The sequence below is a fragment of the Zunongwangia sp. genome (assembly GCF_048269745.1).
Taxonomy (GTDB): Bacteria; Bacteroidota; Bacteroidia; order Flavobacteriales; family Flavobacteriaceae; genus Zunongwangia.
Map to the genome: position 1 here is coordinate 401,350 of NZ_JBLXIB010000002.1, position 20,747 is coordinate 422,096.

Here is a 20,747-nt window from a genome sequence, read left to right on the forward strand (position 1 = left end):
TTCAAAATAGTAATAAATCTAATATCAAAAAGCCCAAATAGTATTTGGGCTTTTTCAATAAAACTACTTTCACTGCGTTGTGACTTTAACTATTCTCAATTTTAAACCGAAATATTAAAATATTCTTAAAATTGAAAGAATATATTTTCAAACTGTAACATTTCTATTTGAATGTCGTCTTTTAGGTAAACAATCATATCAATCATTAAATTCATTCATCATGAAAAAATCAATTTTTACCTTAGCATTGGCACTTGTACTTACTTCTGGATTTGCAACTGCATCTGAAAACAATTCATCTACTGAATTTCCTATTGAAAATTTAGCCGGAATCAATTTAAATTCTTTTTGTAAAGCAATTATTGCAGGAAATTACGAAATGGTAGCGCAGCTTATTGAAATGGGTGAAGACATCAACAAAAAATCATTAGGGAAAACACCGGCTATGTATGCAGCACGCTATAATAAAGCCAATATTTTATCTTTATTAATTGAAAAAGGAGCTAATCTTTCTGCAAAATCGGATCAAGAAGATAAAACTGCTCAAGAATTGGCTGCCATGTCTAATGCGAAAGATGCATTAGAAGTATTTAAAAAAATAACCAAAAAATAAGGGTTTTCGATTAAATAAATGTAAAAGTGCTATTTAAAAATAGCACTTTTTTTATGCTAAAATTTTGGTAATCAGCTTTTGTATTTCCGGAACCATTTCATCTTCAAACCACGGGTTTTTCATTCTCCAAAACCGATTAACCGGAAATGGATGCAGTAAGGGCAAAAAATCAGGTAAAAATTCATCGAAATGCGCTACTTTTTGGATTAAATTTTCGTCAGTTACATTTAACCATTCTCTTAATTTTTTACCGATTTAATCGTTCCAAGCTAAGCCGGTTTCGTGAACAACTGTTCTCGAAGCCTGACTTATTAAAATAATTTTAGAATCTTTAACTTCTTCAATAATTGGTCGTGATCCTAAAGGCTAATGTTCTCTGCACAACTCACAATCACGTATTTCACTCAGTAATTTTTGCATTACTTTTTTCCATCTACAATAATTACAATTTCTCCTTTAGGCGGTTTTTGTGTGTAATGTTTTAAAACTTCTGTAGCTGTTCCTCTTACTGTTTCTTCATGAAGTTTGGTTATTTCTCTTGAAACCGAAACTTGACGTTCTGGCCCGAAATACTCAGTAAAATTGGTAAGCGTTTTTAATAATTTATGCGGAGATTCATAAAAAATAATTGTTCTACTTTCTTCTGCTAATAATTTTAAACGTGTTTGCCGTCCTTTTTTTACCGGCAAAAATCCCTCAAATACAAATTTATCGTTTGGCAAACCACTGTTTACTAATGCCGGTACAAAAGCTGTAGCACCAGGTAAACAATCTACTTCTATTCCTGCTTCCACACATGCACGAGTTAATAAAAATCCTGGATCTGAAATAGCTGGTGTTCCTGCATCGCTAATTAAAGCGAAGGTTTCTCCACTTTGAATTCTTTCTACCAAACCTTCTACCGTTTTATGCTCATTATGCATATGGTGACTTATCATAGAAGTAGAAATCTCAAAATGTTTCAAGAGTTTGCCGCTATTTCGAGTATCTTCTGCAAGAATTAAATCGACTTCTTTTAAAACTTTTATTGCTCTAAAAGTGATGTCTTCCAGATTACCTATTGGTGTGGGAACTAAAAAAAGTTTTCCCATTATTGCTGAAATTTATTTTCTACTGTTCTTATAAATCGTTCTTCGTACTGCTCCTTACCTTCCCAATTATTATAATCTGGTTTTACTACCAATTGAATAAACTTATAAGCTTCCTCGTAATCACTAAACGTATTTAATTGTGAAAGTACTCTATTATAATCTGCTGTGTTTCCTGCAAAAAGATGTTTTATGTACGCCAACCTATCGTTAAGACCAATACTAATCCCGCGTTTTAACCGATCGTTTACAGATTTTGGCTTATTTTCATTAGCACGATGTTTAACTGGTTCGAAGCTAGGTAAATTATCATAGTCTACTGCTAACTGTCTAAAATCGTCTTCTGATTTTTGTTGCGCTGAAATTTGTTCGTCTTCAGTATTTGCTTGCGGTTCTACTTCTTTTTGAGATGCCTCCGGAGTTTCTACTTGTGGTTTTACTTCTTTAGAAATATCAGAAATCTCCTCTTCATCTAAATTTGCATGATGTTTTTCAGGGTCTCCACTTACATCTAACATTTGCATAAGCCTATCTAAACCTTCCGTTTCCGGTGGCATTTGGGCTACAATATCTTTTATTTTTTCGGTATTAGGTTCTGTAATATCGTTACCTTCATTATACTGAGTTCCATCTGGCACAAAATAATTACCCTCTTTATAGCTAGTTTGGCTTTGAGTTCTATGAGGTTCAGGCTCCGATGGTGCTGCTTTATCCTCGGGAACCGATAAAGCTTGCTTTTCGTTAGACTTTTCCCTTTCGGCTTCTAAATTTTGATACGTAAATTGTAGAATAGTAAGTTTCTCATAGAGTTTTTTAGCTTCCTCTTTTAACATAGGAACTTTTTTCTCTAAATCTCCCTCTAACACTTGCTGCGCCAACTTTTTGAGTTCGATTTCTATCTTCTTTTTCATAACTTTTATAATTAGCCCTAAAAATGGGATTGGATTTTTATTAAATTTGTTCCACCTTTATAATAGAGGTTATTTCCTATTTCGATCTGAAAATTACAAAATGTTTCTCGAAAATACAGTAAATCACGAAGAGCAATTTGGTTGGATAGAGGTTATTTGCGGTAGTATGTTCTCCGGAAAAACCGAAGAACTCATCCGCCGACTTAAACGCGCCCAATTTGCAAAACAGAAAGTTGAGATTTTTAAACCAACTATAGATACTAGGTATCATGATGAAAAAGTAATTTCTCATGATGCTAACGAAATTCGGTCTACTCCAGTCCCTTCTGCTGCAAATATTCGTTTGTTAGCTGACGACTGCGATGTAGTAGGAATTGATGAAGCCCAATTTTTTGATGATGAAATTGTTACCGTATGTAACGATTTAGCAAATAAGGGGATACGAGTTGTTGTAGCTGGTTTAGATATGGACTTTAGAGGAAAACCCTTTGGACCAATGCCAAACCTTATGGCTACTGCAGAATATGTTACTAAAGTTCATGCAGTATGTACACGTACCGGAAATTTGGCACAATTTAGTTTCCGAAAAGCCGTTACAAATGATCTCGTTTTATTAGGAGAAACAGAAGAATACGAGCCTTTAAGCCGCGGCGCTTATTTCCATGCTATGAAAAAAGAGCGAATTAATAAAATGGAAGTAAAAGATGCGGAAACATTAAACAATAATCCCAAGAAATAATGCCTAAAGTTCAAGAAACTGTTCTTGAAATCGATTTAAAATCTTTAGAACATAACTATACATACCTTCGGGGAAAATTACAAAATTCAACAAAGCTATTAGGCGTGGTTAAAGCTTTTGCCTACGGAAGCGAATCTATTGTAATTTCTAAAAAACTTGAAAATTTAGGTATCGATTGCTTTGCTGTTGCTTATACCAAAGAAGGAGAAAGCATTCGCCAAGGCGGAATAGAAAAACCTATATTAGTATTGCACCCGCAATTTCATAGCTTCCAGACTTTAATAGATAATTGCCTTACTCCAAGCTTATATAGTGTTAGAATTTTAACTGAATTTATCGAGAAAGCTGAAGCGCTTCAGCTAAAAAAGTATCCCATACATATTAACATTAATACGGGATTAAACCGATTAGGTTTTAATACTGAAGAAATTGATCAGGTAATTTCAATCATAAAAAATTCATCAGCTATAGAATTAGTTGGCATGTATTCTCATTTGGGAGCAAGCGAAGATTTGGCTGAAAGAGATTTTACATTACAGCAAATAGATTGTTTTAAAACTATTTCAGAAAAAATAATTTCGAAATTCGATCAGAAAATTACTCGGCATTTATGTAATACTTCTGGTATTCTTAATTATCCGGAAGCTACTTTCGATATGGTTAGAACCGGAATAGGATTATACGGTTATGGTAATTCTGCCGAAGAAGATAAGAACCTTATTCCTATAGCCTCTTTAAAAACTATTATTTCTCAAATCCACCATATTAAAGCTGAAGAAAGCGTAGGATATAATAAAGGTTTTATAGCAAAAAAAGCAACCACAACAGCTACATTACCACTGGGACACGCCGATGGTATTTCTAGAATTTACGGAAAGCAAAAAACAACAGTTCTTATTAACGGGAAACAAGCACCGATAATTGGAAATATCTGTATGGATATGTTAATGGTAGACATTACAGATGTAGATTGCAAGGAGGGTGATGAAGTTATTATTTTCGGGAAAAATAAAAGTGCGGATGAATTTGCTAAAAAAGCAGGCACAATATCCTACGAGCTCTTAACAGCTATCTCACAACGTGTTAAAAGAATCGTTATTCATTAATTTATATTGATTTTTTTTATAATATCGCTTTAAATTAAACCCAATACATGAAACTATTTTCTGATTTCCGGAAATTTATAATGAAAGGCGATATTGTAGCCTTAGCAACAGCAGTTGTTATGGGAGCCGCTTTTAAATCTATTATAGATTCCTTGGTGAAGGATGTAATTACCCCAATAATTGGTGTTTTAACCAGCGGAACTGACTTTACCCGTAAATTTATAGTATTAAATGGGAAATCTTACCCAAGTCTAGAAGCCGCTCAAGAAGCAAAAGCTGCTGTTATAACTTATGGAAATTTAATACAGGCTATTGTTAATTTCTTAATTATTTCGATTTTTATATTTTTGTTTTTGAAAGCTTACGAGAAAACAAAAATTAAAGAAAACCCGAAACCAGTAGCGGCTCCTAAAGGCCCTACTCAAGAGGAGTTATTAATAGATATTAGAAACGAATTACGAAAACAAAATCAATCTTCTTCAGAAACAGAAGAAACTAAATAATATACGTGCACCGCTATACTGCACATTTTAAGTAGCAATTTGTATAATTAAACCCCTCTTTTCCGGAGGGGTTCTTTTTTAACAAAAACAATTAATTAGTTTAAAAACTTAATCTTCCCTCATTTTTTTACAATTTAAGATCGATAGATCGTTATAGGTATAATACATTTGTATAAAATCGATAATTATTAAAACCATCTGCAAACATGCAGATAAAATTGTAAAAAAATGAAAGTAGCAGTTGTAGGCGCTACCGGAATGGTAGGTCAGGTTATGTTAAAAGTATTAGCCGAAAGAAATTTTCCGGTTACCGAATTATTACCGGTAGCTTCTGAGAAATCAGTAGGGAAAAAAATTAGTTACAAAGATCAAGAATACACCATTATTAGTCTTGCTGATGCTGTTGCTGCTAAACCAGAAATCGCTATTTTTTCTGCGGGTGGAGATACCTCATTAGAATGGGCTCCGAAATTTGCTGAAAACGGAACTACCGTTGTCGATAATTCTTCAGCATGGCGTATGGATCCTTCTAAAAAATTGGTGATCCCTGAAATTAATGCTTCAGAATTAACAAAAGAAGATAAAATTATTGCCAATCCTAACTGTTCAACTATTCAGTTATTAATGGCACTAAAACCATTACACGACACGTATACTATTAAGAGAGCTGTTGTTTCTACATACCAATCGATTACCGGTACTGGTGTAAAAGCCGTTCGACAGTTAGAAAACGAATATGAAGGTAAAGAAGGTGAAATGGCATATCCTTACCCAATTCACAAAAATGCTTTACCACATTGCGATGTATTTCAAGAGAACGGATACACCAAAGAAGAAATGAAGCTTACCAAAGAAACTAAAAAGATTTTAGGAGACGATTCTGTTGCTGTAACGGCTACTGCTATTCGTATTCCTGTTGTAGGTGGGCATAGCGAGTCTGTTAATTTAGAGTTTGAAAAAGACTTCGAAGAAAGCGATGTTCGTAAACTGCTAAACAATTTCCCCGGAGTAACCGTACAAGACAATCCAGATACAAATACTTACCCTATGCCTATTTATGCGGAAGGGAAAAACGATGTTTTTGTAGGTAGAATTCGTAGAGATTACTCACAACCAAATTCATTAAACTTTTGGGTTGTTGCCGATAATTTACGTAAAGGTGCTGCTACAAACGCAGTGCAAATTGCAGAATATCTTTTAGAAAACAAGTTAGTGTAAACTATATTTAAAAAAGCATTAAAAATTAATAAAAGAGTTGGTGATTAATCACTAGCTCTTTTATGTTTAATACAACACCCTCTATATTTAACTAATGTTAGGTATAATATCTATTTTATTTTTATAGTTTTGCACCATGATTTTGTCGCAACGCACAAAAAATAGCCTTTCTGTTATTTTTCTTTTGGCTTTTATACTTATAAAAGCTGGAGGCTTGCACAGTCTTACCCACAAGGATGATCTAAATAAAATTAATGATTGTGTTTGGTGTCACTTATCAATAACAGATAGCCACACTCCAATTTTAGCTACAGATAATTTTGTAGATACATCTTTAGTAATAGTCATACAGCAATTTTATAAGGTTGATAATTTATATCAATTAACAACCAACTTAAAACAACCTGTTTGCCTTATATTTAATAAACCTCCTCCATTTTTTACTGTTTAAAGTAAGATAAAAAATAGTTTAAGAGTTAATATTTATCACAGGTATAGATCTAAAGTTTTAGAATTCTTTACTAAAACCAACTTATAAGGATATTCCTAAATGATATTTTTTTTAGTATAAAACACCATCATACCCTCTTAGCACCATATTCTTAATCAACTTATCTTGAATAAGATATCTTACAACTGTCAATTTTATATCTAAAATTACAAACAGTAAAAATTTTTTAAATGAAAAAATTTTGGGCCACATTCTTAATGGTTGTGGCAGTACTAACTGTACATGCACAAAAATGTGATAACACATTTAAAGGCTCTATTGTAGATTATCATAGTGGTGAGCCTTTATTTTCAGCAACAATATCGGTTATTGATACTGATATAAAAGTATATTCTGATTTTGATGGAAATTTTAGTATTCCTAATCTTTGCGATGGAGAAATAGAGCTTTTAATTACCCATCCTAACTGTCAGGATTTAATATATCCAGTTTATATTGATGGGGATACAAGCGATAAAATAAAACTAGAACATCACCTTGAAGAATTAGGAGAAGTTCTTTTAAAAGGACGTGAGTACTTACAAAAAACAAATACAGGACAAGAGCAACTTTTAGAATCCTCTCAACTGGAAAAATACAGCTCAAGCAGTTTAGGTGCTGCTTTAAAAGAGGTAAGCGGAGTTTCTTCACTAAATACCGGAAATAGCATTGCAAAGCCTGTTATACAAGGGTTGCATAGTAGCCGTGTTTTAATAATGAATAACGGCGTTCGCATGGAAGATCAGGAATGGGGAGCCGAACACGCACCAAACATCGATATAAATTCGGCGGGACATATTGCTGTTATTAAAGGAGCATCTGCTTTGCAATATGGTGGTGATGCTATTGGCGGAGTGGTTATTATTGAACCTGAAAATATACCCGCTAAAGATTCTTTATACGGTAAAACTATACTTTCCGGATCGAGTAATGGTAGAGGGGGATCCATAAGCACAAGCCTTACAAAGAGCTATGCCTCGCATTGGTTTGCTAAAGTACAGGGAACTTTAAAAAGATTTGGTGATTTTGAAGCGCCAGACTACATATTATCTAATACCGGAAACGAAGAAAAAGACTTTTCAATAAATTTTGGTCTACATAAATTCACATCCGGATTCGATGTTTTTTATAGTTATTATAATTCTGAAATCGGAATTCTAAGATCATCACATATAGGAAATGTAGCCGATCTTGTACGTAGCATTAATAATAAAAAGCCATTTGTTATTAATGATTTCTCCTACGATATTAATCACCCAAAACAACATGTAGAGCACCAATTAGCAAAGCTAAAATATTATAAGCGTTTTGAAAATTTGGGGAAATGGAATATCCAATATGATTACCAAGTAAATAATCGATTAGAATATGATATTCGTACTGGTGATGATAAATATAAACCATCGGTAGATTTAAAGTTACAAACCCATACTTTAAACACTAATTTTAAATTTGATCGTTGGGACAATTATAAATTAAACGTAGGTTTAACTGGAAGTTATCAAAATAATTTTCCGGACCCAGAAACCGAAGTTCGCAGATTAATCCCAGATTACGATCAATATAAACTAGGAGCATTTGCACTTGGCCAATATCAGATAAATTCAAAATGGCTAGCTGAAGCTGGATTTAGGTATGATTATACTCACTTAGATGCTAAAAAGTTTTATTTAAAAACACGTTGGGAAAATCAAAATTATAATGAGAAGTATAGTAACCTTATTATTGGTGATCATGATACCCAATACTTAACCAATCCGGTATTTAAGTTTAATAACTTTTCAACTTCAGGCGGACTTAATTATTCTTTTGATAATTATCAGTTAAGTCTGAATTATGCTTTATCTAATAGAGCCCCAAATCCGTCTGAATTATTTTCAGATGGCTTACACCACTCTGCTGCTGTAATTGAATTGGGAGACTTAAGTTTCGAATCGGAAACTTCAAATAAAATTGGATTTTCTTTCAGTAAAAAATCAGAAAAATTAAGTTTTACCATTGCTCCGTTTTATAATTACATAAATCATTTCATCAATATGGCCCCTAATGGTTTAGAGACTACCATTAGAGGATCTTTTCCTGTTTGGGAGTATCAACAAATCGATGCCAGAATGTATGGGGTAGATGTAGATTTAAACTATCAAATTTCAAATCATTTTAGTTACTTAGGTAAATTTGCCTATGTAAATGGCGAAAATGCAGCCACTGGCAAAGCTTTAATAAATATGCCTCCTGCAAATATTTCTAACAGCTTATATTTTAAATACCACCAATGGCATAAGCTTGAAGTGGGTGTAAACGGAAATTTCGTTTTTAAACAAACTCAATATCCTGACAATAATTTTTATACCGAAATTCTGGAGAACGGCGAATATACACGTACTCTTGTAGACATTAGTACACCTCCAGACGGTTATTTTCTATTAGGATTAGATGCCAAAACCACCTTTCATCCTTTTCAAAAAGGAAGTTTAGAAGTTGGGTTACAGGTTAATAATCTTTTAAATACTTCTTACCGAGACTATTTAAATCGCTTACGTTATTATGGCGATAACTTGGGAAGAAATTTCACACTACAATTAAAAATCAATTATTAATAGTAAATTATAAATAATGAAAAAGTTAAAATTTTTATCAATATTCTTATTCACATCAGTGCTTTTAACATCTTGTTCTGATGATGACGATAACATTCCCGAGCCTGTAAATGAAGAAGAAGTAATTACCGATGTTACGCTAACTTTTACAAACAAAGCAGGAGAAGAAACGGTTTATACGTATACAGATCCTCAATACCGTGATAATAGTTATACAGCCCCTGTAATTATGCTAAACAGTGGAGAAACTTATGATGTTGAAGCAAACTTTTATAATAACTCCAACCCTAATGACCCTGAAGTGGTAACCGAAGAAATTACAGAAGAAAAAAACGATCACTTTTTAGTTTATAATTTTGACGCTGCTGAAATTAATTTAACTAGAACTGATGGAGCTAAAACTACCGATGATAATAATGTACAAATCGGACTATTTACAAAATGGGTTGCTGGTGATGCTGCTATAGGAACAGCACAAGTAAGCTTAATTCACCAACCAACTAACAAAGATACTACAGATCCTAACGGAAGCTATACCGGTGGAGAAACTGATGCTGAAGTTAGCTTTGCAGTTGAAATTCAATAATTTTTAAAAAATTGTCAGGATACAAAAGTCTTCTCATTTCGCCGTGAGAAGACTTTTTGTTATTAAAAATCATTCTTTTAGCTATCTTATTTTAAAGTTATTCATTTAAAAGATAGACAATTACTATAGTATCAATACTTTAAGAAGTAAAAATTACAGTATATTTAAAATATATGTTCAAATTCATCACTAATTTTATGATAACAAAAAAATTATTCATCGGGATTTTTGCAGTAGCAGCAGTAGCTTCCTGTAAAAATCAAAACACTAAAAAAGAGACCGTATTGAATTATCCCAAAACCAAAAAAGTAGATACTGTAACCGATTATTTTGGAACAAAAGTTAAAGATCCATATCGATGGTTAGAGAACGATCGTAGCGAAGAAACCGAAGAATGGGTAAAGGCCGAAAATAAAGTCACTTTCGATTACTTAGATAAAATTCCATTTCGAGATTCTTTAAAAAGGCGTTTGTCTGAAATATGGAATTACGAAAAAATTGGTGCCCCTTTTATTGAAGGAGAATACACCTATTTTTCAAAAAACGATGGACTACAGAATCAATATGTAATTTACCGCCGAAAAAATGAAAACGACAAGGCCGAAGTATTTTTAGACCCTAATAAATTCAGCAAAGATGGAACAACATCGCTAGGAGGCCTAAGTTTTTCTGAAAACGGAAAAATGGCAGCATATAGTATTTCTGAAGGAGGAAGCGATTGGCGGAAAGTAATTGTACTAGATGCTGAAACTAAAAAAGTGGCTGAGGACACACTTAAAAACATAAAATTTAGTGGTATTTCTTGGAAAGGCAATGAAGGGTTCTACTATTCTAGCTACAAGAAACCGGAAGGAAGCGAGCTTTCTGCAAAAACCGACCAACACCGCCTATTCTATCATAAACTTGGAACGCCACAATCGGACGATAAAATTATTTTTGGGGGAACTACCGAGCAAAAACATCGATATGTAGGTGGTAGTGTAAGTGAAGATAACCACTATTTATTTATTTCAGCTAGAAATTCAACTTCTGGAGGAAAACTTTTTATGATGGATCTAACTCAAAAAAATCCTGAATTAAGGACGATTATCGATAATGAAGAAACCGATACTTATGTGATCGATAATGAAGGTAGTAAATTATTTATTGTAACCAATCTAGATGCTCCTAACCAAAGAATAATAACGGTAAATGCTGCTAATCCAACTCCAGAAAACTGGAAAGATTTTATACCGGAAACCGAAAATGTATTAAGTCCATCCACCGGAGGCGGTTACTTTTTTGCTGAATATATGGTAGATGCCGTTTCAAAAGTAAAACAGTACGATTACCAAGGGAATTTAATACGCGAAGTAAAATTACCCGGATTAGGCTCAGTGGGTGGTTTTAGCACTAAAAAAGAGAATGAAACACTTTATTATTCGTTTACCAATTATGTAACACCGGGTACCATTTATAAATTCGATATTGAAGCAGGAACATCTGAAGTATATAACAAACCTGCTATCAACTTTAATCCGGAAGATTACGAGAGTAAACAAGTTTTTTATACCTCTAAAGATGGTACAAAAGTCCCAATGATTATCACCTATAAAAAAGGAACGGAATTAAACGGTAAAAACCCTACAATTTTATATGGTTACGGCGGTTTCAATATTAGTTTAACCCCATCGTTTAGCACGGCTAATGCAGTGTGGTTAGAACAAGGTGGTGTATACGCAGTGCCGAATCTTCGTGGTGGTGGAGAGTACGGCCGTGAATGGCACGATGCAGGAATTAAAATGAAAAAACAAAATGTGTTTGACGATTTTATTGCTGCTGCCGAATTTTTAATTGATAACAACTATACATCTACAGATTATTTAGCTATTAGAGGAGGTTCTAACGGCGGATTATTAGTTGGTGCCACTATGACGCAACGCCCCGATTTAATGAAGGTCGCTCTACCGGCGGTAGGCGTTATGGATATGTTACGTTACCATACCTTTACTGCAGGAGCAGGATGGGCTTACGATTATGGAACGGCAGAAGACAGTAAAGAAATGTTCAATTATTTATATGGGTATTCACCTGTTCATAATGTAAAAGAAGGTACTGAATATCCAGCGACTTTAATAACCACAGGAGACCATGATGATCGTGTTGTTCCTGCACATTCATTTAAATTTGCTGCGGAATTACAGGAAAAACAAGCTGGTAATGAGCCTGTACTTATTCGGATAGAAACTAAAGCTGGTCACGGAGCCGGAAAACCAACTAGCATGATTATCGATGAGTATGCTGATATTTTTGGTTTTACACTATACAACATGGGATTTAAAAAGCTTCCGAATTCAATCGAAAATCAATAATTTTTTATTGATTTTTAAATACTATAAAAGCGTATTGATTTTTGAATATTTACAAAAATCAATACGCTTTTTTCTTTCTCTACAGATTGTAAAAACGTATCTTCAACATCCAAATTTTTAGAATTAATACGTTATGCTAAGGCTTGAAAATGTCTCTTTTAATTACGAAAATGGTGCTGAAGTTTTAAAAAATATAAACCTAAAGGTTCAGCCCGGAGAAAATATTTCTATTATTGGAGAAAGCGGTTGTGGTAAGAGTACGTTATTGCAACTAATTTACGGCCTTTTACATACCGATGGAAAAATTTTCTGGAAAGAGACCGAACTACTTGGGCCCTATTTTAATTTAGTTCCTGGAGAAGATTTTATTAAGTACCTAGCCCAAGATTTCGATTTAATGCTCCCCTTAAGTGTTGCTAAAAATGTAGGTAAGTATCTTAGTAACATGTATCCAGAAAAAAAAGAGAAACGAATTAAAGAACTTTTAGAAGTAGTAGAATTAGAAGAATTTGCCGATAGAAAAACAAAATTATTGAGTGGAGGCCAGCAACAGCGTGTAGCATTAGCTAGAGCATTAGCTAAAGAACCAGAGTTAATTTTATTAGATGAACCGTTTAGCCATATTGACCATTTTAGAAAAAACAATCTCCGTAGAAAGTTATTTCGCTATTTAAAAGAAAAAAATATTACTTGCATTGTCGCTACACACGATATTACCGATGCCCTTTCTTTTGCTGATACTACTATGGTTTTAAAAAATCATAAAATTTATGCAAAAGCCAGTCCGGAAAAACTTTATAACAATCCGCCTAACAAATATGTAGCCTCTTTATTTGGAGATGTAAACGAAGTTATGTTTAAGGATATTATTTCTGAAGAAAACTCCAGAAAAAAAATAATTCTATATCCCGAAGAAATCAAAATCATTGAAAATTCACCAATTAAAGCACAAGTTCTTCACTCGTATTTCAAAGGAAATTCATATTTAATTGAAGCTAAATTAAAAAACACTACAATTTATATTGACCATTCTCACGCTATTCAACCGGGAGCTTTAATTTCGTTGAAAGTTTCAAAAAAACTAATTGAAAAACGTAGAAAATAAGTTATTCTACGCTTAAAATAGTATTCTTTGTTTTATTAAATTCAAATTCAGATCCTTCAGATTTTCCCAATAGTAAGCGTGCTATCGGAGAGTTAGCTCCTATAGCATAAAAAAGCTTATCTTCTAGCTTAATTTTTCCGGAAGATATGCTAATAAAGTAATTTGATGCTGAAGTTTTTACTAAACTCCCTAACTGAACAGTCTTAGAGCTTTGTCTTCTCTTAGCTAAGTTTAGCGTTTGCTTTTGCTGTTTAAATTCAATTAATTGTTTAGATAGTTTATTCCATTCAGCACTCATCATCTCTCTTCCGGTTTCAAATTTATCCCCGGCACTACTTTTGCCTTCGTTCTCCATATCGTCTTCAAGATCTTTAAGCAGTTTTGAAATACGCTGAATGCGAGTTTCTAAATATTCTTCACAAGAATTATATAGTCGATCTTTTATAGTCAAATTCAATAATTTTAGTCTTTAAGTTTAGTTTTCCGTAGTTTTTCATTTACTAAATAATCCATCCTTTTATTTTTTGATGTAATTACTAAACAAACTTGGGGTGCTGCTTGCACTTCATTCTTTTACCCATTTCAATTCTATTTAAATATACTTCTAAAATCCGTTCTTTAGACTATAGCATTTCAATTAAGAATGTAAAATACACTTGTAAACTTTTCCAAAATAATTTTTTTTAGGGCAAAGAAATACACTTTATAAAAAAAAGCATGGTTTTAAAATTTCTATAGGAAAAACTAATTTCAATAAAAAACCCCCGATGATTATCGAGGGCTTCAAATTATAAAAAAATAATAGTTATTCTTCTATTGGTTTCATTTCAAAACTATCCATGAATGCTGTAGTATAATTACCAGCTATATAATCTGGATTATCCATCAACTGACGGTGAAATGGAATAGTGGTTTTTACCCCTTCTATAACAAACTCATCTAAAGCACGTCTCATTTTACTGATTGCTTCTTCACGCGTTTGCGCTGTTGTAATTAATTTAGCAATCATTGAATCGTAATGCGGAGGAATTATATATCCGCTGTATACATGAGTATCAATTCGAACTCCATGTCCACCTGGAGCGTGTAAGTTTTCGATTTTTCCTGGTGAAGGTCTAAAATTATGATATGGATCTTCTGCATTAATACGACACTCGATAGAATGCAATTGAGGCTCGTAGTTTTTACCAGAAATAGGAATACCTGCGGCTACAAGAATTTGCTCACGAATAAGATCGTAATCTATAACCTGCTCAGTAATTGGATGTTCTACTTGAATTCGAGTATTCATTTCCATAAAGTAGAAATTTCGGTGTTTATCTACCAAAAACTCTACTGTTCCTGCACCTTCATACTGAATATATTCAGCAGCTTTTACAGCAGCTTCTCCCATTTTTTTACGCAATTTAGGCGTCATAAATGGAGAAGGCGTTTCTTCTGTTAATTTTTGGTGTCTACGTTGTACCGAACAATCTCTTTCTGAAAGATGACAAGCTTTTCCGGTTTGGTCACCAATAATTTGAATTTCGATATGGCGAGGCTCTTCAATCAGTTTTTCCATGTACATGCCATCGTTTCCGAAAGCTGCAGCAGATTCTTGACGTGCAGAGTCCCAAGCGTTTTGTAAATTTTCCTCTTTCCAAACAGCTCTCATTCCTTTACCTCCACCACCGGCAGTAGCTTTTAGCATTACCGGAAATCCGATTTCTTTAGCTAGTTTAAGACATTCATCGAAATCCTCCAAAATTCCTTCTGAACCTGGAACACATGGAACTCCTGCTGCTTTCATTGTAGCTTTTGCAGTAGCTTTATCTCCCATTTTATTAATCATATCTCCTGAAGCTCCGATAAATTTAATATCGTGCTCTTCGCAAATTTTTGAAAATTTAGCATTTTCAGAAAGAAATCCATATCCAGGATGAATGGCATCTGCATTTGTGATTTCTGCAGCAGAAATAATATTGGCAATCTTTAAATACGATTGATTACTTGGAGGAGGCCCTATACATACAGCTTCATCTGCAAATCTAACATGTAAACTTTCTGCATCTGCTGTAGAATAAACTGCTACGGTTTTAATACCCATTTCTTTACACGTACGGATAATACGCATAGCAATCTCACCTCTATTGGCAATTAATATTTTTTTAAACATACCTGTATTTTTTGTTAGCAAAGCAATAAACTTTGCCTATACTCTTGGTAAATACTAAGAAGGATCTACTAAGAATAAAGGCTGATCGAATTCTACCGGAGATGAATCATCTACCAATACTTTTACGATTTTACCAGAAACTTCACTTTCAATTTCATTGAAAAGTTTCATAGCCTCAATTACACAAAGCACATCGCCTTCTTTTACAGTAGTTCCTACTTCTGCAAATACAGGTTTATCTGGAGAAGGCTTTCTATAAAAAGTACCAATAATTGGTGATTTTACAGTGATATACTTAGAAGTATCTTCTTCAGGTTTTGTTTCTTTTTCTTTAGTTTCTGCAGATTCCTGTGCTGGCTGTGTTGGCGCAGCAGGTTGCTGTTGTTGCACAGGCATTTGCTGCATTGGTTGTCCACCCATAGGTACTTGCTGTACCACGGTAGTTTCTTTCTCGTCAGAGCCAGTTCTAATTGTTATTTTAACATCCCCGGTTTCCAGTTTAACTTCACTGGCACCAGACTTGGCAACAAACTTTATTAAATTCTGAATTTCTTTTAAATCCATAATGAGGGTGTTATTTAAGAATTATAAGCCCATTTTAGATACGTAGCTCCCCATGTGAACCCGCCTCCAAATGATGCAAATATTAAATTATCTCCTTTTTTTAGTTGTTTCTCGTAATCACTCAATAATAGGGGAAGCGTTGCAGAAGTTGTATTTCCGTAACGTTCAATATTCATTAAAACTTTTTCATCTTCTAATCCCATTCGACTAGCTGTAGCTCCAATTATTCGCTTATTCGCTTGGTGCGCTACTAACCAATCTATATCTTTATTTGCTAAATTATTTCGTTCCATAATTTGAGCACTTACGCCAGACATGTTTGAAACAGCGTATTTAAAAACTGTTTTCCCATCTTGCTTTACGTAATGTAATTTTTTTGCTAAGGTTTCCTCTGATGTTGGTAAAAGTGATCCTCCTGCTTCTATTCGTAATGAATTTCGACCAATTGAATCTCCTCTTAACAATTCATCTTGAAATCCGTATCCTTCTTCGTTTGGTTCTAATAAAACAGCCCCTGCACCATCTCCAAAAATTATACAGGTAGTTCTATCTGTATAATCAATGATAGAAGACATTTTATCTGCTCCTATCACTAAAACTTTTTTATAACGACCTGATTCTATGTATGCTGTCCCAGTAGACATTGCATATAAAAAACCTGAGCATGCTGCTTGTAAATCATAAGAAAAAGCATTTTCAGCACCTATTTCTGAAGCTACATGAACTCCGGTTGCTGCAACTGGCATATCTGGCGTCGCTGTAGCCAAGATAACCATATCTATTTCTTTAGGGTCTAAATTTGTTTTATTTATTAAATCTTTAGCAGCCTGAATCCCTAAGTATGAAGTTCCTTTATTGGGATCTTTTAAAATTCTACGTTCTTTAATTCCTGTTCTGGTAGTGATCCATTCATCATTGGTATCTACCAATTTTTCCAACATCTTGTTGGTTAACACATCTTCTGGCACATAGCCTCCTACAGCGGTAATGGCTGCTGTGATTTTATTCATAGAATTGAATTTTATCCAACTAATTTACAGAATGTTAGTATAACATTATCTTTACAAACACTTAATTTTCTGCAAACAGCGGTGCAAATTAAGGCCTTTTTCGGACTTATTCAACTAATAACAAAAAACTCCCACGTAGGTGAGAGTTTTAATTTTTTAAAATCGTGCCAAATTAGGCTTCTACTGCTTCAGTATTATCAATTAATACCTGACCACGGTAATATAATTTACCTTCATGCCAGTGAGCTCTATGGTATAAATGAGCTTCTCCTGTTGTTGGATCTGTCCCGATTTGTGGTGTAGACGCTTTATAATGCGTTCTTCTTTTATCCCTTCTAGTTTTAGATATCTTTCTCTTTGGATGTGCCATGGCTTCCTATTATTTATTCGTTTAGTAAATTTTTTAATTTATCCCATCGAGGATCTATTTCGTCCCCACCTTTCTTATCCTTATTGTCTAAGCTTAACTCCTCTAGTTTATCAAGTACTTCAGATTCTAAAGTACCATCTTCAACACCTGGGTGAACTCGTTTAGCTGGTACGGCTAAAACAATCAGTTCGTAAATATATTGCTGTACGTTAACTTCAAACTCTCCATGTGGAATAATCAGTAAATCTTCATTGTCGTAATTATAATCGTCCCCAAACTTAATCACTAGATATAGATCGCTTTCTATAGGTTGATCATAAGCTTCGTTAGTAATATCACAATTTACATTTACCGTTCCTGAAGCTTTAAAACTAAGCTCCATCATGGTACTTTTCTTATCGAATAACAAATCTATTTTCACATTAGAATTGTTAAATTCGTCGTACTCAAAATGTTCAAAGAACTCGTTGTTAATATCGTACTCAAACTGATGCTTCCCTAGTTTTAAACCTACAAAAGGAATCGTATAGGCTTTCATATTCTTCATATTCTTCCTCAGTTTTGAGCCTCCGCCTTTCTAAAGGCGGCTGCAAAGATAAAAAATTAAATTAATTAAAAAGTTTTTCACAAACAATTTTTCACCTAGATCTTTTTTCCTTGTTTTTTTAAAGAGTTCTTTGTTAGCTCTTTATATTCTTGCCTACAATTAAAAATGTCTATCGCTTTATAGACTGCTTCTTTAAACGAACTAATATTTGCTTCATTTTTTCCTGCAATTTCAAAGGCTGTTCCATGGTCTGGAGACGTTCTAACTTTATTAAGCCCTGCTGTATAATTTACTCCTTTTCCAAAAGAAAGTGTTTTAAAAGGAATAAGGCCTTGGTCGTGATAAGATGCTATTACCGCATCGTAATTTAAATAGTTTTTAGAACCAAAAAAACTATCTGCAGAAAAAGGACCATATACTAACTCGCCTTCTTCTCGCAATTGGTTTAGCGTTGGTTTTAAAACAACCTCATCCTCATTACCTATAACGCCGTTATCTCCACTATGAGGATTTATTCCTAAAACAGCGATTTTGGGTTTTTGCACTCTAAAATCTTGTTTTAAAGAATGTTGAACCGTATGAATTTTCTGTCTTATTAATTCGGGGGTTATTGTCTTCGCAATATCTTTTAACGCAACATGATCGGTAAATAAGCCTACTTTAAGAGTATCAGTAATCATAAACATCAAGCTATTCCCTTCTAGTTGCTGTGCTAAATAATCGGTATGTCCCGGAAAATTAAATTTATCGGATTGAATACTATGCTTGTTAATTGGGGCAGTTACTAATGCATCTATTGTATCTTTTTTAAGAGCTTCTGTAGCAGCCTCTAAAGATTTAAATGCATATTCTCCGACTTTAACATCTTCTTCTCCAAATTTTATCGTTACGTTTTCTTTCCAAACATTTACGATATTAATTTTACCGTCAATAGCATTTTCAGCACTATCTACACCTTGAAAATGAAGTGATAATTTATATTTCTTCTTTAAAAAAGTAATAATTTTAGTTGAAGCAAAAATAACAGGCGTACAGAACTCTAACATCCTCGAATCCTCAAATGTTTTCAGCACTATTTCACTTCCGATACCGTTAAGATCTCCAATACTAAGTCCGATTTTTATCTTTTTAGGATGTTTCATATGCCTTCCCAATATAAATTTTAATTTTACACTACAAAGGTAACTAATAATATATAACCTATGTTTACAGGAATTATAGAAGAAGTAGGAAAAATTAAAAATATTACTGCTAAAGGAAGTAATTTAGATATTCAGGTAACTGCAAAAATTACCCCTGAATTAAAAATAGATCAAAGTGTAGCTCACAATGGTGTTTGTCTAACAGTAGTAAGTATAGAAGAAAATTCATATACTGTTACAGCTATTGAAGAAACACTAACAAAAACCAATTTAAAAACATTAAATATTGGAGATGCCATTAACTTAGAGCGTGGTATGAAACTGGGCGATCGCTTAGATGGGCATATAGTACAAGGCCACGTAGACCAAACTGCAAAATGTATTCGTGTTGAAAAATATGATGGTAGTTGGAAATTTACTTTTGAGTACGATCCAAGCTTACATAACATTACTATAGAAAAAGGATCGGTTACCGTAAATGGAGTTAGCTTAACTGTTGTAGATTCTAAAAAAAATCAATTCTCGGTAGCAATTATACCGTACACATATGAGCATACCAATTTTAAAAAAATTAAAGAAGGGAAAATAGTTAATCTAGAGTTCGATGTCATTGGGAAGTACGTAAAGCGTATGCAAGAATTTAGCTAAAAACAAAAATCAAGAAAGTTTCTTTCTTTTTTTTAAAAAGTAATAGCTTCCAGTTAAAGTTGCTCCTATTAATAATCCAGGAATCCAATCGTCTATTGGAGCTGGTGGTAATCCATAAGGAGGAGCACCACTAGCCCTTTGTTTTGGAGCCGGAGGTGTACTAACTTCCTGTGCGGCAAAAACAATAATCGGACTTGCAAGAAAGTAAAACAAAATAATATAAAAGTATTTTTTTCGCATTCTAACTTTAAACTAAGTTTTATAAAATTATCTTATAAATACTTACGCAAATTATTAATTCTAGGATTTGTATTTTGCATCAAAAGTAAGTTAAGGTGTGAAAACTAATAATTTTATTCGTTAAACTTCTTAAATATTCGATAGATGGGCTAAATATCAGGTTATGAATCGATTTAAATTCGATAAACCTTTATTTTTACAACAAAACTTTTAGAATCAAAAAAAAAGAACATTGCAATTAGAAACCAACCGACTCAAAATTATAAGTTTTGAAGCCGAATTATTTATGCCGCTTTATCAACTTTTTTGTGAGAATAAAACGGTAATGCAATCGGCTTTTAAAGGTAGAACACTTACCAAAAAGGAGTTTTTGGGCATTTTAGCTAATGATTTTATTCTGAATGATACCGATAGCATTGGTTTTGTATGCATTCTGGATAAAACTACAGGCGATTTTGTTGGTTTTACAGGCTTAATTCCCTGCAATTTTCTAGAAGATGAAAATGATCTGGAATTTGGTTTTGTACTGCATCAGGATTTTTGGGGAAAAGGTTTTGCTACCGAAATTGGACAATTCTGGGTTGATTTTGCTAAAAATGAGCTTCAAAAACCTCGAATTTTGGCTGCTGCGAGTCCAAAAAATCATGCATCCATAAATGCTATTAAAAAACTAGGATTAACTGAAGTTAAAGAAATCGCTTCCAATGATCGTGGATCAAGATTAGTCTTTTCAAAAGAGTTTTAAAATAGAATCATCGGCTTAG

22 protein-coding genes are annotated in these 20,747 nt (G+C 33.4%); 12 read left to right on the forward strand and 10 right to left on the reverse strand.

All coding sequences use genetic code 11. From position 1 onward, the window contains the following. Positions 1–220: 220 nt before the first annotated feature. The gene (locus ACN0WI_RS04650) at positions 221–613 is read left to right on the forward strand and encodes an ankyrin repeat domain-containing protein (protein WP_417885460.1); all 393 of its coding nucleotides are present in this window, start codon (positions 221–223) and stop codon (positions 611–613) included. Between the two features lie 419 nt (positions 614–1,032). Here the strand turns inward: ACN0WI_RS04650 and rsmI are convergent, their stop codons facing one another. Further along, positions 1,033–1,704 carry a 16S rRNA (cytidine(1402)-2'-O)-methyltransferase gene (rsmI, locus tag ACN0WI_RS04655; protein ID WP_417885461.1) on the reverse strand — a complete coding sequence of 224 codons (672 nt, stop codon included), beginning with the start codon at positions 1,702–1,704 and terminating at the stop codon, positions 1,033–1,035. Further along, positions 1,704–2,612, reverse strand: a complete 909-nt coding sequence (locus ACN0WI_RS04660; RefSeq protein ID WP_417885462.1) for a hypothetical protein — start codon at positions 2,610–2,612, stop codon at positions 1,704–1,706. Before ACN0WI_RS04660 ends, rsmI begins: the two co-directional genes overlap by 1 nt. 100 nt (positions 2,613–2,712) lie before the next feature. On the opposite strand from ACN0WI_RS04660, the gene ACN0WI_RS04665 reads away from it, so the two are divergent. From ACN0WI_RS04665 to ACN0WI_RS04705, 9 genes are all read left to right on the forward strand, one after another. Further along, positions 2,713–3,351, forward strand: coding sequence for a thymidine kinase (locus ACN0WI_RS04665; protein WP_417885463.1), 639 nt, complete (start codon positions 2,713–2,715; stop codon positions 3,349–3,351). Continuing rightward, entirely contained in the window at positions 3,351–4,457 is a 1,107-nt protein-coding gene (gene alr / locus ACN0WI_RS04670) for an alanine racemase (protein WP_417885464.1), read from the forward strand. Before ACN0WI_RS04665 ends, alr begins: the two co-directional genes overlap by 1 nt. Before the next feature lie 47 nt (positions 4,458–4,504). Further along, positions 4,505–4,960, forward strand: a complete 456-nt coding sequence (gene mscL, locus ACN0WI_RS04675) for a large conductance mechanosensitive channel protein MscL (RefSeq protein ID WP_417885465.1) — start codon at positions 4,505–4,507, stop codon at positions 4,958–4,960. 228 nt (positions 4,961–5,188) lie between these two features. Continuing rightward, positions 5,189–6,178, forward strand: coding sequence for an aspartate-semialdehyde dehydrogenase (locus tag ACN0WI_RS04680; protein ID WP_417885466.1), 990 nt, complete (start codon positions 5,189–5,191; stop codon positions 6,176–6,178). A gap of 142 nt (positions 6,179–6,320) precedes the next feature. After that, positions 6,321–6,629 carry a hypothetical protein gene (locus ACN0WI_RS04685; protein WP_417885467.1) on the forward strand — a complete coding sequence of 103 codons (309 nt, stop codon included), beginning with the start codon at positions 6,321–6,323 and terminating at the stop codon, positions 6,627–6,629. 230 nt (positions 6,630–6,859) lie between these two features. Then, on the forward strand, positions 6,860–9,265 hold the full coding sequence (locus ACN0WI_RS04690) for a TonB-dependent receptor (RefSeq protein ID WP_417885468.1): 2,406 nt from the start codon (positions 6,860–6,862) through the stop codon (positions 9,263–9,265). A 16-nt stretch (positions 9,266–9,281) separates the two neighbouring features. Then, on the forward strand, positions 9,282–9,851 hold the full coding sequence (locus tag ACN0WI_RS04695) for a hypothetical protein (protein WP_417885469.1): 570 nt from the start codon (positions 9,282–9,284) through the stop codon (positions 9,849–9,851). A 197-nt stretch (positions 9,852–10,048) separates the two neighbouring features. Next, positions 10,049–12,202, forward strand: a complete 2,154-nt coding sequence (locus ACN0WI_RS04700) for a prolyl oligopeptidase family serine peptidase (protein WP_417885470.1) — start codon at positions 10,049–10,051, stop codon at positions 12,200–12,202. A 133-nt stretch (positions 12,203–12,335) separates the two neighbouring features. Further along, the gene (locus ACN0WI_RS04705; RefSeq protein WP_417885472.1) at positions 12,336–13,307 is read left to right on the forward strand and encodes an ABC transporter ATP-binding protein; all 972 of its coding nucleotides are present in this window, start codon (positions 12,336–12,338) and stop codon (positions 13,305–13,307) included. 1 nt (position 13,308) lies between these two features. Here ACN0WI_RS04705 and ACN0WI_RS04710 read toward each other — a convergent pair whose 3' ends face one another. The 7 genes from ACN0WI_RS04710 to pdxA all read right to left on the reverse strand — a co-directional run bounded on the left by ACN0WI_RS04710 (position 13,309) and on the right by pdxA (position 19,095). After that, positions 13,309–13,758, reverse strand: a complete 450-nt coding sequence (locus ACN0WI_RS04710; RefSeq protein WP_417885473.1) for a transcription elongation factor — start codon at positions 13,756–13,758, stop codon at positions 13,309–13,311. Between the two features lie 354 nt (positions 13,759–14,112). Beyond that, positions 14,113–15,462 carry an acetyl-CoA carboxylase biotin carboxylase subunit gene (accC, locus tag ACN0WI_RS04715; RefSeq protein ID WP_417885474.1) on the reverse strand — a complete coding sequence of 450 codons (1,350 nt, stop codon included), beginning with the start codon at positions 15,460–15,462 and terminating at the stop codon, positions 14,113–14,115. A 54-nt stretch (positions 15,463–15,516) separates the two neighbouring features. Then, positions 15,517–16,026, reverse strand: a complete 510-nt coding sequence (gene accB / locus ACN0WI_RS04720; protein ID WP_417885475.1) for an acetyl-CoA carboxylase biotin carboxyl carrier protein — start codon at positions 16,024–16,026, stop codon at positions 15,517–15,519. 14 nt (positions 16,027–16,040) lie between these two features. Beyond that, positions 16,041–17,036, reverse strand: coding sequence for a beta-ketoacyl-ACP synthase III (locus ACN0WI_RS04725; RefSeq protein ID WP_417885476.1), 996 nt, complete (start codon positions 17,034–17,036; stop codon positions 16,041–16,043). Between the two features lie 172 nt (positions 17,037–17,208). Next, positions 17,209–17,406, reverse strand: coding sequence for a 50S ribosomal protein L32 (rpmF, locus tag ACN0WI_RS04730; protein ID WP_417885477.1), 198 nt, complete (start codon positions 17,404–17,406; stop codon positions 17,209–17,211). A gap of 13 nt (positions 17,407–17,419) precedes the next feature. Continuing rightward, positions 17,420–17,953, reverse strand: a complete 534-nt coding sequence (locus tag ACN0WI_RS04735; RefSeq protein ID WP_417885478.1) for a YceD family protein — start codon at positions 17,951–17,953, stop codon at positions 17,420–17,422. A 95-nt stretch (positions 17,954–18,048) separates the two neighbouring features. After that, the gene (gene pdxA, locus ACN0WI_RS04740) at positions 18,049–19,095 is read right to left on the reverse strand and encodes a 4-hydroxythreonine-4-phosphate dehydrogenase PdxA (protein ID WP_417885479.1); all 1,047 of its coding nucleotides are present in this window, start codon (positions 19,093–19,095) and stop codon (positions 18,049–18,051) included. 60 nt (positions 19,096–19,155) lie between these two features. Between pdxA and ACN0WI_RS04745 the strand changes: the two genes are divergently transcribed. Then, positions 19,156–19,743 (forward strand): riboflavin synthase, encoded by a 588-nt coding sequence (locus ACN0WI_RS04745; RefSeq protein ID WP_417885480.1) that lies wholly within the window; start codon positions 19,156–19,158, stop codon positions 19,741–19,743. Positions 19,744–19,752: 9 nt separating this feature from the next. Here the strand turns inward: ACN0WI_RS04745 and ACN0WI_RS04750 are convergent, their stop codons facing one another. Then, positions 19,753–19,956 (reverse strand): hypothetical protein, encoded by a 204-nt coding sequence (locus tag ACN0WI_RS04750; protein WP_417885481.1) that lies wholly within the window; start codon positions 19,954–19,956, stop codon positions 19,753–19,755. Between the two features lie 259 nt (positions 19,957–20,215). Between ACN0WI_RS04750 and ACN0WI_RS04755 the strand changes: the two genes are divergently transcribed. Then, positions 20,216–20,728, forward strand: coding sequence for a GNAT family N-acetyltransferase (locus ACN0WI_RS04755; RefSeq protein WP_417885482.1), 513 nt, complete (start codon positions 20,216–20,218; stop codon positions 20,726–20,728). The last annotated feature ends 19 nt before the right edge of the window (positions 20,729–20,747 follow it).